The sequence below is a fragment of the Cellulomonas sp. KH9 genome, assembly GCF_900114185.1.
Classification (GTDB): Bacteria; Actinomycetota; Actinomycetes; order Actinomycetales; family Cellulomonadaceae; genus Cellulomonas.
The window spans coordinates 166,744-180,079 of the sequence record NZ_FOSE01000002.1 but is presented as its reverse complement, the minus strand read 5'-3'; the positions used below and the strand labels follow the sequence as shown (position 1 = coordinate 180,079).

12 protein-coding genes and 1 tRNA gene are annotated in these 13,336 nt (G+C 74.4%); 1 reads left to right on the top strand and 12 read right to left on the bottom strand.

Translation table 11 applies throughout. The features are described 5' to 3' along the window. Positions 1-72: 72 nt before the first annotated feature. The 10 genes from BMZ16_RS06980 to BMZ16_RS06935 form a co-directional block, all read right to left on the bottom strand. Complete coding sequence (locus BMZ16_RS06980) at positions 73-648, bottom strand: NUDIX hydrolase (RefSeq protein ID WP_255366420.1); 576 nt, start codon at positions 646-648, stop codon at positions 73-75. Then, the gene (gene pdxS / locus BMZ16_RS06975) at positions 645-1,553 is read right to left on the bottom strand and encodes a pyridoxal 5'-phosphate synthase lyase subunit PdxS (RefSeq protein ID WP_089798903.1); all 909 of its coding nucleotides are present in this window, start codon (positions 1,551-1,553) and stop codon (positions 645-647) included. Before pdxS ends, BMZ16_RS06980 begins: the two co-directional genes overlap by 4 nt. A gap of 159 nt (positions 1,554-1,712) precedes the next feature. After that, positions 1,713-2,390, bottom strand: coding sequence for a hypothetical protein (locus tag BMZ16_RS06970; RefSeq protein WP_089798902.1), 678 nt, complete (start codon positions 2,388-2,390; stop codon positions 1,713-1,715). Further along, positions 2,387-3,574, bottom strand: a complete 1,188-nt coding sequence (locus BMZ16_RS06965) for a glycosyltransferase family 4 protein (protein ID WP_177199643.1) — start codon at positions 3,572-3,574, stop codon at positions 2,387-2,389. The genes BMZ16_RS06970 and BMZ16_RS06965 overlap by 4 nt, the downstream gene beginning before the upstream one ends. A 14-nt stretch (positions 3,575-3,588) precedes the next feature. Beyond that, a complete protein-coding gene (locus BMZ16_RS06960; RefSeq protein WP_369822497.1) occupies positions 3,589-4,581 on the bottom strand; it encodes a phosphatidylinositol mannoside acyltransferase in 993 nt (330 codons plus the stop codon). After that, positions 4,578-5,189 carry a phosphatidylinositol phosphate synthase gene (gene pgsA, locus BMZ16_RS06955; protein ID WP_089798900.1) on the bottom strand — a complete coding sequence of 204 codons (612 nt, stop codon included), beginning with the start codon at positions 5,187-5,189 and terminating at the stop codon, positions 4,578-4,580. The genes BMZ16_RS06960 and pgsA overlap by 4 nt, the downstream gene beginning before the upstream one ends. A 7-nt stretch (positions 5,190-5,196) precedes the next feature. After that, positions 5,197-5,769, bottom strand: a complete 573-nt coding sequence (locus BMZ16_RS06950) for an HIT family protein (protein ID WP_089798899.1) — start codon at positions 5,767-5,769, stop codon at positions 5,197-5,199. A 3-nt stretch (positions 5,770-5,772) separates the two neighbouring features. Beyond that, positions 5,773-7,773, bottom strand: coding sequence for a threonine--tRNA ligase (gene thrS / locus BMZ16_RS06945; RefSeq protein WP_089799921.1), 2,001 nt, complete (start codon positions 7,771-7,773; stop codon positions 5,773-5,775). A 183-nt stretch (positions 7,774-7,956) separates the two neighbouring features. Beyond that, positions 7,957-10,026 (bottom strand): NAD(+) synthase, encoded by a 2,070-nt coding sequence (locus BMZ16_RS06940; RefSeq protein ID WP_089798898.1) that lies wholly within the window; start codon positions 10,024-10,026, stop codon positions 7,957-7,959. Between the two features lie 184 nt (positions 10,027-10,210). Next, positions 10,211-10,282: transfer RNA gene (locus BMZ16_RS06935), tRNA-Val, on the bottom strand. 381 nt (positions 10,283-10,663) lie between these two features. On the opposite strand from BMZ16_RS06935, the gene BMZ16_RS06930 reads away from it, so the two are divergent. Next, the gene (locus BMZ16_RS06930) at positions 10,664-11,092 is read left to right on the top strand and encodes an SsgA family sporulation/cell division regulator (protein ID WP_089798897.1); all 429 of its coding nucleotides are present in this window, start codon (positions 10,664-10,666) and stop codon (positions 11,090-11,092) included. A 140-nt stretch (positions 11,093-11,232) separates the two neighbouring features. Here BMZ16_RS06930 and BMZ16_RS06925 read toward each other — a convergent pair whose 3' ends face one another. After that, positions 11,233-12,096, bottom strand: a complete 864-nt coding sequence (locus BMZ16_RS06925) for an aminotransferase class IV (protein WP_089798896.1) — start codon at positions 12,094-12,096, stop codon at positions 11,233-11,235. Positions 12,097-12,136: 40 nt separating this feature from the next. Continuing rightward, positions 12,137-13,222 (bottom strand): chorismate-binding protein, encoded by a 1,086-nt coding sequence (locus BMZ16_RS06920; RefSeq protein ID WP_089798895.1) that lies wholly within the window; start codon positions 13,220-13,222, stop codon positions 12,137-12,139. Between the last annotated feature and the right edge of the window lie 114 nt (positions 13,223-13,336).

Here is a 13,336-nt window from a genome sequence, read left to right as displayed (position 1 = left end):
GACGCTAGCCCGGTGACGTGACCGGCAAGTTACCGACCGGTACGCATGGCGCGGAGGTCCACCCGTGCCACGTCACTCCTCGACGAGCCCGAGGTGGCGCGTGGTGCCGTCCCAGACGAGGACCGCCCGCACGAGGTCGGCCAGCCCGGCCGGGAACACCTCGATGGTGACGCGCTCCAGCTCGTCGAGGTCCCACCACCGCAGCTCGTCGATGACGTCCAGCTCGACCGCCGTCCAGCCCTCGCGCGTCAGGGCGAGGTCGGCCGCCCGCACGCGCGCGAGGTACAGGTCCTCGTCCTGCCGGCACGTGCGGGCGGCGAAGTCGAACAGCGCGGAGCGCGTGTAGACCGGGCCCACCAGCTCGTCCGTCGCCAGCACGATGCCCGTCTCCTCGCGTACCTCCCGCACCGCGGCCTGCCGGGACGTCTCCCCGGCGTCGATGCCGCCGCCCACCGTGAACCACCACGACCGCTCCGGCAGGTCGACGTCGTGGCCGCGGACGAGCAGCACGCGATCACGCTCGTCGAGCAGGATGACGCGGGCGGCGCGCCGGTGCAGCAGGCCGTCCGGGCCGGGCACCCAGTCGCTCCCGAAGACGGCGGCCGACGCGCCGCCCGCCGCAGCGCCGTGCGGGTCGGCCGTGCTCACCAACCCCGCTCGGCCAGCCGGTGCGGCACCGGCACGTCGTCCACGTTGATGCCGACCATGGCGTCACCCAGGCCGCGGGACACCTTGGCGATCACGTCGGGGTCGTCGTGGAACGTGGTGGCCTTGACGATGGCCGCGGCCCGCTCGGCGGGGTTGCCGGACTTGAAGATGCCCGAGCCGACGAACACGCCCTCGGCTCCGAGCTGCATCATCATGGCCGCGTCCGCCGGCGTGGCGATGCCGCCGGCGGTGAACAGCACGACGGGCAGCTTGCCGGCCGTCGCCACCTCCTTGACCAGGTCGTACGGCGCCTGCAGCTCCTTGGCCGCGAGGTAGAGCTCGTCCTCGGGCAGGGACGCCAGCCGGCGGATCTCGTCGCGCAACGTACGCATGTGCGTCGTCGCGTTGGACACGTCGCCGGTCCCGGCCTCGCCCTTGGAGCGGATCATCGCCGCGCCCTCGGTGATGCGCCGCAGCGCCTCGCCCAGGTTCGTCGCGCCGCAGACGAACGGGACGGTGAACGCCCACTTGTCGATGTGGTGCGCGTAGTCGGCGGGCGTCAGCACCTCCGACTCGTCGACGTAGTCGACACCGAGCGACTGCAGCACCTGCGCCTCGACGAAGTGCCCGATGCGGGCCTTGGCCATCACCGGGATGGAGACCGTGGAGATGATGCCGTCGATGAGGTCGGGGTCGCTCATGCGTGCGACGCCGCCCTGGGCGCGGATGTCGGCGGGGACCCGCTCGAGCGCCATGACGGCGACGGCGCCCGCGTCCTCGGCGATCTTGGCCTGCTCCGGGGTGACGACGTCCATGATGACGCCGCCCTTGAGCATCTCGGCCATGCCGCGCTTCACGCGCGCGGTGCCGACCTCGCCGGCGGCGGGCTGGGAGTTCTCGGTCACGTCAGACCTCTTCGATCGGTGGTGGCGGGAGGCCGCCTGCCGCGGTGCCCCGGCGGCACGGCGCGACGCCGGACGCCGGCCGCCGTGGTCGGGGACACATCCATCCTAGGCAGGACGACCCCGACGGTGGTCGGACGCCCGCCACGCGGACAGCGTGCGTCAGGCGTCGGCCGCGCCGGCCTCCGGAGGTGCCGCCCGCGCGTTCTCGCCGGGGCGCGCCAGACCCAGGGGCCACGCGTCGTCGAGCTCCAGGGTGCGCGGCTCGGGCGCGTGCCCGGCCAGCCGCAGCAGCCTCACCGAGGCGCTGCGCCGCACGCGCTGCGTCTGGGCGACGGCCTCGTTGTGGAACCGACGGGCCAGCTGCACGCGGTACCAGGCGGCAGCCAGGTCGCCCAGCAGCCGGGCGCCGAGCGGGTCGGTGGCCAGCGCGGCCACCTCGTCGGCGTCGTCGAGGATCTCGCGCAGCGCCGCCGTCAGCTCGCTCTCCGCCCGGGAGCGGTCCACCGGCTCGTCCGGCGCACCCGGGGCACCGAGCACCTCGTGCACGTCGGGCGGCAGCAGCCCCGCCGGCACGTCGCCCGCCCCGGCGGCGGTCAGCGACTCCCACACGGACTCGCCCAGCACGAGCGAGCTCGCGGGGTCCAGCAGGCCGCTGGTGGCCAGCTCCGCCGCCACCGTCGCACGCCGGACGAGCTGCGCGTCGACCACCGCGCGCGACGCCGCCACCTTGCGGTGCAGGCGGTCCAGCCGGCTGGCGCGCACCCACACCAGCCACAGCACCAGCAGGACGACGCCGACGACCACGAGGACGACCGTGCCGTCCAGCCGGCCCGTCACGTGCGGTTCCGCCGCATCTCGAGCAGGCGGGCGCCGCGCAGCGACGACGGGTCCTCACCCACGGGCGCGTCGCGGCCGGCGACCGCCATCTCGTAGACGGCGAGCACCTGGTCGGTCACCGCCGACCAGTCGTAGCGGCCCACCACCCGCGACGCGTGCGCGCTGATCCGCTCGCGCAGGGCTGCGTCGCCGAGCACCCGCACGAGCGTGGCACCGAGGTCCGCCGGGTCGCCGGTACGGAACAGCACGCCGGCCTCCCCGTCGTCGAGCACGCGCGCGAACGCCCCCAGGTCGCTGGCGACGACCGTCGTCCCGGCCGCCATCGCCTCGACCAGGACGATGCCGAAGCTCTCGCCACCGGTCTGCGGCGCGCAGTAGACGTCGACCGACGACAGCAGCCGCGCCTTGTCCTCCTCGCTGACGCCACCGAGGAACTCGACCGCGCCGGCCCGGTCCCCCAGCAGCTCGCGCGCCTGCTCCTGACCCGTGTCACCGCTCCCGGCGACGAGGAACCGCGCACCGGGGTAGGTGTCGAGCACGGTCCCGACGGCGCGCAGCAGCACGGCGAGGCCCTTGCGCGGCTCGTCGAGGCGCCCGAGGAACGCCACGGTCGGCGCCTGCGGCGTCCCGGTCCACCGCGGGTCCGTGCCGGCGTTCGCGAAGGTGTCGACCCACACCCCGTTGGGGATCACCACCGCGTCGCCGCCGAGGTGCTCGACGAGGGTGCGGCGCGCGTCCTCCGAGACGGCGATCCGCAGGGAGATCTTCTCCAGCGACTGACGGACGAGCGGGTACGCCATCTGCAGGGAGCGGGACCGCACGATGGACGTGTGGAACGTCGCGACCACCGGGCCGTCCGCGATCCACAGGGCGAGCATGCCGAGACTCGGCGTGACGGGCTCGTGCAGGTGGAGCACGTCGAACTCACCGGCGGCCAGCCAGCGCCGCACGCGGCCGGCCGTCACGGGGCCGAACGTCAGCCGCGCGACGGAGCCGTTGTAGTGCACCGGGACCGCGCGACCGGCCGCGACCAGGTACGGCGGCACCGGGGTGTCGTCGGCCGCGGGTGCCAGCACCGACACCTCGTGGCCGCGCCCGATGAGCGACTCGGCCAGGTCCCGGACGTGGAACTGCACGCCCCCGGGCACGTCGAAGGAGTAGGGGCAGACGATCCCCACGCGCAGGGGGCGGGTGCCGGTCACGTGGCGACCTCCGGCCCGAGTGCGTCGTCGCCCGCGGCCGGCTCCTCCGCGGCACGGCGGGCCGCGTCGCGGGCCGGGTCGAGGTCCGCGACGAACACGCGCTGCAGCATGTGCCAGTCCTGGGGGTGGGCGTGGATCTGCTCGGCCAGCACGTCCACCCAGGCCTGCGTGAGGGCCTGGACCCGGTCGGTGCGAGGGAGGTCGGCCGGCACCTCGACGAGCGGGCTGAACCGGACCACGATCCCCCACGGCCCGCCCGCGGCGCGCCGACGTGCGCGTCGCAGCCGCTCGTAGGAGATGGACGCGGCGACCAGCGGGGCGCCGGTGGTGACCGCCAGCGCGGCCGGACCGGCCGCCACCCGCGCACGCTCCCCGAACAGGTCGACCTCGAGGCCCCTGGCCGTCAGGTCGCGGTCCGCGAGCAGCGGCAGGAGCCCGGGGCCGGTGCGCGCGACACGCACGAGCTGCCGGAACACGTCGCCACCACCGGTCAGCGGGATGATCCGCAGGCCGATGCTCTCGCGGAAGGCCAGGAACTCCTGGAAGAGCTCCTCGGGCTTCAGTCGCTCCGCCACGGTCGTGACCGGCGCGACGTGGGCGGTGGCCCAGGCGCCGGCGAGGTCCCAGTTGCCCGTGTGCCCGAGGGCGACGACCACCTGCCGCCCCTCGTCGAGGTGCGGCCGGAGGTGCTCGAGGCCCTCGACCCGGACGCGCGCGGCGAGCTGGTCCGTGCTCAGCGCGCGCAGGGTGAACGCCTCGCCGAAGTAGCGCATGTACGACCGCATGCCCGCGCGCGAGAGGCGGCGCAGGGCGCGCGCGTCCAGCTCGGGGCGGACCCGGGCGAGGTTCGCCTCGAGGCGCCGCACGCCGGACCCGCGGCGCGCCCACGCGACGTCCGCCCCGAGCGTGCTCAGCCCCCGCACGACGGCGCCGGGGACCCGGTGGCCCACGCGCCACGCGAGGTGGTAGGCGCGGGCGACGTCGATCACGGGGTCGCCTCGCGCACCTGGCGACGGACCGTGGCCATGCGCTGCACGACCGTGATCGCGGACGCCACCGTGAGCAGGCCGAGGACGACGGTCATGACGACGTCAGGCAGGCCGGCACCCACCAGGACCGTCGCGAGGAGCACGGCGAACAGCCGGTCGGCGCGCTCGGCGATGCCGACGGCCGCCGTCATGCCCAGGCCCTCCGCGCGAGCCCGGGCGTAGGGCACGATCGAGCCCAGGACGAGGCACGCCAGCGCGAGCACCGCGGTGAGGCGCGAGTCGCCACCGCCGGTGTACCAGAGCACGAGGCCCGCGAAGATCGCGCCGTCGCCGAAGCGGTCGAGGGTCGAGTCCAGGAACGCACCCCAGGGGCCGCTGCGCCCGGACCGGCGCGCCATGACCCCGTCGATCGAGTCGGTGAGCGTGAAGACGGCGATGAGCAGGCCGCCCAGCAGCAGGTGGCCCGTGGGGAACGCCCACAGCGCCGTGACGACGACGACGAGCGTCCCGGTGATCGTCACGGCGTCCGGGGACACCCCCCGGCGCAGGAGCGCGTCGGCCAGCGGCGTCCACAGCCGCGTCATGGCGCCGCGCAGTCGGCTCAGCACGCGTCCGTCATCCCTTCGTGGTGGCGGGCCACGCGGCGGCCAGCGCCGCGCGCGTGTCGCCGAGCAGCGCCGGCAGCGCGCGGGTGCGCGCGACGATCGGCAGGAAGTTCGCGTCGCCGCCCCAGCGGGGAACGACGTGCTGGTGCAGGTGCGCCTGGATGCCGGCGCCCGCCACCTGGCCCTGGTTCATGCCGAGGTTGAAGCCGTCGGGCGCGAGCACCTCGCGGACCACCCGCATCGCGGTGCGCGTGAGGTCGGCGACCTCCGCGACCTCGGGCGGCGTGAGCTCGGTGTAGTCCGCCACGTGCCGGTAGGGGCACACCAGCAGGTGCCCCGAGTTGTACGGGTAGAGGTTCATCACCACGTACGCGACCTCACCGCGGTGCACGACCAGCCCTTGCTCGTCCGGCAGGCCGGGGATGCGACAGAACGGGCAGCCGTCCCCCGGTGCGTCGTCGGCAGGCTTGTCCTGCCCGCCGATGTACGCCATGCGGTGCGGTGTCCACAGCCGGTCGAGCCCGTCCGGGACGCCGGCGAAGGCGTCGGCGGGCTCGACCTCCACGTCGTCGGAGGGCGGCACGGCTCAGACCTGCACGCGGTCGCGGACGGCCGCGACGATCCGCTCGACCGCCTCGTCGACGGGCACGCCGTTGTCCTGGCGGCCGTCGCGGTAGCGGAAGGACACGGCGCCGGCCTCGGCGTCCTCCCCGCCGGCGATGAGCACGAAGGGGATCTTCTGCGTCGAGGCGTTGCGGATCTTCTTGCCGAAGCGGTCGTCGGACCGGTCGACCTCGGCACGGATGCCCTGGGCGCGCAGACGGGAGACCACCTCGTCGAGGTACGGCTCGAACGGCTCGGCCACCGGGACGGCGAGCACCTGCACGGGCGCGAGCCACGCGGGGAACGCCCCGGCGTAGTGCTCGGTCAGCACCGCGAAGAACCGCTCGATCGACCCGAACAGCGCGCGGTGGATCATCACCGGGCGCTGGCGGCTGCCGTCGGGCGCGGTGTACTCGAGCTCGAACCGCTCGGGCAGGTTGAAGTCGAGCTGGATGGTCGACATCTGCCAGGTGCGGCCGATGGCGTCCTTCGCCTGGACCGAGATCTTCGGACCGTAGAAGGCGGCGCCACCCGGGTCGGGCACGAGGTCGAGCCCCGACGCCTCGGCGACCTGGCGCAGCGTCTCGGTCGCCTCCTCCCAGACCTCCTCGGAGCCCACGGACTTCTCCGGGTTCCGGGTCGACAGCTCGAGGTAGAAGTCGTCGAGCCCGTAGTCCTTGAGCAGGTCGAGGACGAAGGTGAGCAGGCTGGTGAGCTCGTCCTTCATCTGCTCGCGGGTGCAGTAGATGTGCGCGTCGTCCTGGGTGAAGCCGCGCGCGCGGGTCATGCCGTGCACGACGCCCGACTTCTCGTACCGGTAGACGGTGCCGAACTCGAACAGCCGCAGCGGCAGCTCGCGGTACGACCGCCCGCGCGAGGAGAAGATCAGGTTGTGCATGGGGCAGTTCATCGGCTTGAGGTAGTAGTTCTGCCCCTCGCGCCGGATCGTGCCGTCCTCGTGGTACTCGGCGTCGAGCTGCATGGGCGGGTACATGCCGTCGGCGTACCAGTCCAGGTGCCCGGAGATCTGGAAGAGCTGCTCCTTGGTGATGTGCGGCGAGTTCACGAAGGAGTAGCCGGCCTGCACGTGCCGGCGGCGCGAGTACTCCTCCATCTCCATGCGGATGATGCCGCCCTTGGGGTGGAACACCGCCAGTCCGGACCCGATCTCCTCGGGGAACGAGAACAGGTCGAGCTCGTTGCCGAGCTTGCGGTGGTCGCGGCGCTCGGCCTCGGCGATGCGCTCGAGGTACGCCTTGAGCTCGTCCTTGGTCGGCCACGCGGTGCCGTAGACGCGCTGCAGCTGCGGGTTCTTCTCCGAGCCGCGCCAGTAGGCGGCCGCGGACCGGGTGAGCTGGAAGCCGTTGCCGATCAGGCGCGTGCTGGGCAGGTGCGGGCCGCGGCACAGGTCCTGCCACACGACGGTCTCGGACTCGCGCCCCGCGCCACGCACGTTCTGGTAGATCGACAGTCCACCGAGCCCCACCTCGACGGAGGCGCCGTCGGTGTCCCCGGCCTCGCCCTTGAGCCCGATGAGCTCGAGCTTGTACGGCTCGGCCGCGAGCTCCTCGCGCGCCTGCGCCTCGGTGACGTCCCACCGCCGGAAGGTCTGGCCCTCCTTGACGATGCGCCCCATGACCTTCTCGATCGCCTTGAGGTCCTCCGGGGTGAACGGGGTCTCGACGTCGAAGTCGTAGTAGAAGCCGTCCGTGATCGGCGGGCCGATGCCCAGGCGGGCCTTCGGGTTGACCTCCTGCACCGCCTGGGCGAGCACGTGGGCGGCCGAGTGCCGCAGCACCGCGAGACCGTCCGGGGAGTCGATGGTCACCGGCTCCACCACGGCACCGGGCGCCAGCGGCGCGGCGAGGTCCTTCAGCTCACCGTCGACGCGCACGACGACGACGTCGCGGCGGTCGGCGAACAGGTCGGCGCCCGTCGTGCCCTGCGCGACCGGGGTCTCGACGCCGTCGACGGTCAGGGTCATCTGCTCGGGCACGTTCGTGGGCTCCTCGGGTCTGCCCGCTCCGCGGGTCGCGGCGGGTCGGCGGCGCGGGTCGGCGGTCGTCGACACGGGCCAGGTCGATGCTACCGACCGCGGTCGGCACGGACCGCACCGCGGTCGTGCCGGACGGCCGGCGGACGGCTGCGGGGCGGCTGCGGGGGCGGCTCAGGCGGGCGGCGGTGCGGCCGACAGGTCGTGCGGGACGTGCGCGTCGAGCTCCGCGAGCCACGCGGCCACGGACGCGTCGGACGGCATCCGCCAGTCGCCGCGCGGCGACATGGTGCCGCCCTCGCTCACCTTCGGCCCGTTCGGCAGCGCGGAGCGCTTGAACTGGCTGGCGAAGAACCGCCGCAGGAACACCTCGAGCCACCGCCGCACCGTCGGCAGGTCGTACGCGGGCCGCCGGTCCTGCGGCCAGCCCGGGGGCCACTCCCCCGCCGACGCGTCGTGCCACGCGTGCCACGCGAGGAAGGCGACCCGGCTGGGACGCATGCCGTGGCGCAGCAGCTGGTACAGCGCGAAGTCGTGCAGCGCGTACGGGCCGATCGTGTCCTCCGTGGACTGGATCCGCTCGCCCTCGCGCGCCGGCACCAGCTCCGGGGAGATCTCCTGGTCCAGGACGCGCAGCAGCACGGCGTTCGTGGCGTCGTCGAAGTGCCCCTCGCCCACCACCCAGCGGATGAGGTGCTGGATGAGTGTCTTGGGCACGCCGGCGTTGACGGCGTAGTGGGACATCTGGTCCCCCACGCCGTACGTGCACCAGCCGAGCGCCAGCTCGGAGAGGTCCCCGGTCCCCAGCACGATGCCGCCGCGCTGGTTGGCGGCCCGGAACAGGTAGTCGGTGCGCAGGCCCGCCTGCACGTTCTCGAACGTGACGTCGTAGACCTCCTCGCCGGCACCGGCGGGGTGGCCGAGGTCCGCGAGCATCTGCCGGGCGGCAGGGCGGATGTCGATCGTCTCGAACGTCGTGCCGAGCGACTCCATGAGCGCCAGCGCGCTGGCCCTGGTGCCCTCGCTGGTGGCGAACCCGGGCATCGTGAACGCGAGGATGTCGCTGCGGGGACGGCCGAGCCGGTCCATGGCCCGCGCGGCGACGATCAGCGCGTGCGTCGAGTCCAGCCCGCCGGACACCCCGATGACGACCTTGGCGCCACCGACCGCGCGCAGCCGCTGCTCCAGGCCGCTGACCTGGATGTTGTAGGCCTCGTAGCAGTCGAGGGCGAGTCGCTGCGGGTCGTCCGGGACGAACGGGAAGCGGTCGACGCGGCGCCGCAGCCCGACGTCGCCCGTCGGCGGGTCGAGCGTGAAGGCGACGGTCCGGTGCGAGGCACCGGCGGGCGCCATGCCCAGCCCGCGGCGGTTGTCGTCGAAGGTCCCCGTGCGCTGGCGGTGCTGACGCAGCCGGTCGAGGTCGACGTCGGCCACCGTGTGCACCGGATCGTCGACGAACCGCTCCCCCTCGGCCAGCAGCTCGCCGAGCTCGTAGACCATCGTCTGGCCGTCCCACGAGAGGTCGGTGGTCGACTCGCCGTACCCGGCGGCGGCGTAGACGTACGCCGCCGCGCAGCGCGCCGACGCCGACCGCACCAGCAGCCGACGGTCTTCCGCGCGCCCCACGGTGATCGGGCTGGACGAGAGGTTGACGAGCACCGTGGCGCCCGCGAGCGCGGCCGTGGCGCTGGGCGGGACGGGCACCCACAGGTCCTCGCACACCTCGACGTGCAGCACGAGCCCGGGCACGTCGGTCGCGGCGAACAGCAGGTCGGGGCCGATCGGCACGTCCTGCCCGGCGATCGTGGTGGTGCCGCGGACGTCGTCCCCGGGGGCGAACCAGCGTCGCTCGTAGAACTCCCGGTACGTGGGCAGGTACGACTTCGGCGCCACGCCGAGGACCCGGCCGCGGTGCACGACCACGGCGGTGTTGAGGAGCCGCCCGCCGTGCGCGAGCGGCGCGCCCACGACCAGGACCGGCCGCAGGTCGCGCGAGGCGGCGACGACCTCGTCGAGCGCGGTGCGCACGGCGTCGAGCAGGGCGTCCTGCAGGAACAGGTCGTCGATCGCGTAGCCGGACAGGCACAGCTCGGGCAGCACGGCCACGGCGACGCCGTCGTCGTGGCAGGCACGCGCGGCCGCGATGACGGCGGTCGCGTTGCGGGCCGGGTCGGCGACGGTGACCGGCACCGTGCACGCGGCGACCCGGGCGAAGCCGTGGGCGTAGGCGGAGAGGAAGTCCACCTCGCGAGTCTGGCACGGAGCGCGGGTGCCGACGTCAGCGCAGGCCCCGGCCGGCGCGGTCCCCGAGCAGCGGCGCCGGCTCCCGGCGCGACGGGCGGGGTCGCCCTGGGGTGGCAGCAGCCGCGCACCGGGTCCGGACACGACGACGCCCCCGGCCGTCAGGCCGGGGGCGTCGTCGAACGGGTGGGCGATACTGGGTTCGAACCAGTGACCTCCTCGGTGTGAACGAGGCGCTCTACCACTGAGCCAATCGCCCGCTGCGTGCACCGTCCGGGCCCGTCCAGGGCCGACCCTCTGAGGGCAGACCACCGGCGAACCACCCGTGGGCGGCACGGGAGACGATGTTAGCGGACGTCGGCCCGAACGCCGAACCGACGTCGTCGTCGGCGTGCCGCACCTGCCGTCGGAGCACCGCGCACGAGGGCCGCGGGGCGCTCACGACGGCGCCCCGGACCGCCGCCACGCGGGGCGACTTGCCGGGATCTGCACCCGCCCGGGCGATGTGCAACGTTTTCCATCACGGTGAAAGGGTCCGGGCGGGTGAACTGTGGGCAAGCAACGGTCCAATGGGACATCGGTCCTGCCATGATGTGAGTCCACGGCCCGTGCGGGCAACACCACGCGACAGGAGGACCCGATGACGGGATCGTCGTACGACGTCATCGAGGTCGTCGCCATGCAGCTCATCGGGTCCGATGCGACCGTCATCCCGGTGTCCGCGGAGCTCTGCTTCCGCACCACCGACCCCTACACCGTGCGCGCCGTCTTCACCGGCGCCCACACGATGTCGACGTGGCTGCTCGGCCGCGAGCTGCTCGCCCAGGGCGTGCACGCGGTCGCCGACGCCCCGGCCGGCACCGGTGACGTGCAGGTGTGGCGCGACGACGACCCCGACTACACCCTCGTGTCGCTCTCGGGCGTCGAGGGAAGCGCGCTGCTGGCGGCGCCGACGGAGCCGCTGCTGCGGTTCCTCGCCGCGACCGAGTCCCTCGTCCCCGTGGGCGCGGAGTCGGACAAGATGGAGGGCGAGATCACGGCGCTGATCGCCGCCCTGCTCACCGCCTGACCCGCGGCACCACCCAGACGACCACAGCCGGTCCCGCACGCGCGGGGCCGGCTGTCGTCGTCCGGGGCGCACCACCGTCCAGCCGTGCCGCCGTCCGCCCGTGCGGCGGTCCGGGGCCCGCCGCCGTCCGGCACCGCGGGCTACGGGTCGAGGTCCTGGGGCAGCCGCTCGAGGAACACGCGTCGGGCCTCCTGCGAGAGCGGTCCGGGTGTCACGTCCACGTCGTCGAGGCGCACGACCGGGGTCACGTGACGTACGGACCCCGTCAGGGCCAGGTGGGCGCGCCCGGCGGCCACGTCGTCCAGCACCTCCCACGGCAGCTCGTCGGGACGCGCCTCGCGCACCGGGAGCCCGGCCTCGCGCCCCCACAGCAGCACGAGCTCGCGCGTGATGCCCGCCAGCGCACCGGTCTCCAACGAGGGCGTCAGCAGCTCCCCGGCGGTCTCGACGAACACGTTGGACCCCGTGCCCTCCGCCAGGCGTCCCCGGGTGTCCGCCAGCAGGGCCTCGTCGGCGCCGTGCTCGCGCGCGCGGGCGAGCGCCACGACGTTCTCGCCGTACGACGTGGTCTTCAGGCCGGCCAGCGGCGAGCGCTCGTTGCGGACCCACGGCACCCGCACCGCGCGGGCGACCTCGGCGGCCGCCGCCGGCCCGGCGACCACGACGACCACGGGGCGCTGCTCGTCCGGCGCGTCGCGCTGCGTGCCCAACGGTCCTGGACCGCCGGTCACGGTGATCCGCAGGCGGCCCGCCCGCTCCCCTGCCGTGGCGAGCACCGCGCGCACGCCGGTACGCACCTCGTCGAGCGGCGGCGGCGGCAGCCCCAACCCCCGCGCGGACGCCTCCAGGCGGGCCAGGTGCCGGGTCAGGGCGAACGCGACGCCGTGGTGCACGGAGCAGGTCTCGAAGACGCCGTCGCCGACGGTCACGCCGTGGTCGACGGCCGTGAGCAGCGGCTCGTCCGGGGTGCGCAGCCGGCCGTCGGCCCAGATGGTCACGTCCACGCCGCCATCCTGCCACCGGCGAGGCGTTCGCCGCCGGGCGTCAGCGCGACGCGAGGCCGACCAGCCGGGCGGCCTTGAGCTCGGTCTCGTCCCACTCCGCAACGGCGTCGCTCGCCCACGTGATGCCGGCCCCGGTGCCGAAGCGCAGGACGTCGTCGCGCCACCAGAAGGTGCGGATGCCGACGGCGAGCTCGGCGGACCAGGTGCCGTCACGGGCCACGTGCACCCATCCGACCAGCCCGCAGTACGGGCCGCGCGGGACGGGCTCGAGCTCCGTGATCACGTCGAGCGCCGAGCTCTTGGGCGCCCCGGACACCGAACCCGGCGGGTACGTGGCGGCGAGCAGCCGGGTGAACCCGTCCGGCGCGTCCCGGACCTCGGGGAGCAGGTCGCCGGCGACGGTCGTGACGAGGTGCACCAGGCCGGGGTGCTGCTCGGTGGCCAGGAGGTCGGTCACCCGCACGGTCCCGGGCCGGCACACGCGCTGCAGGTCGTTGCGCACGAGGTCGGTGATCATCACGTTCTCGGCGCGGTCCTTGGCGCTCAGACCGGCGGGCGTGGCGGCCGTGCCCTTGATGGGGGCCGACGTGACGACGCCGTCCCGCACCCGCAGGAAGAGCTCGGGCGAGGCCGTGACGACCCACCCGGGGGCCACAGGCCCGCCGGAGGGCACGTGGACGCCCCCGGAGTACGGCGCCGGGTTCCCGGCCGCGAGGCGGGCACCCAGGGCGCGGGCAGCGGGCTCACGGCCGTCGCCCGCGTGCAGCGGCGCGGAGAGCACGCGGCAGACGTTCGCCTGGTACACCAGCCCGTCGCGCACGTGCGCGCGGACCCGCTCGACCGCGGCCACGTAGCCGGCGCGGTCCAGCGACGACGTCCAGGCCGCGCGCGGCGGCCCCTGCCAGCCCCCCGACGCACCCTGCGCAACGGCCGCCGGGCGCACGTCGGCGAAGCGCCACGCGTCGACGCGGCCCTCGAACTCCCCCACGACCGCCCACCAGCCCGGCGCCGCCGTCGCACCCGGCCGGGCCCGCAGATCGGCGTGCTCGAGGACCCCTCGGGCGTGACGACCCCCGAACCAGGCCTCACCGGGGGCGACGACGGGCGATGCGGACGGGCTGGGCACGGGGCCAACCTACCGAGCACCGACGGGCGTCCGGGCCGGTCACGGGGCCCGCGGAACCCACCCGCGGACACGCTGGTGAGGGGCCGGTTGGACTCTCACCGAGTTTGTCGTCTA

What these genes read in the sequence shown, in the direction of transcription:
- thrS (WP_089799921.1), bottom strand. Translation starts at nt 7,773, where the DNA reads ATGACCCTGACCGTCGACGGCGTCGAGACCCCGGTCGCGCAGGGCACG.
- BMZ16_RS06930 (WP_089798897.1), top strand. Translation starts at nt 10,664, where the DNA reads ATGACGGGATCGTCGTACGACGTCATCGAGGTCGTCGCCATGCAGCTC.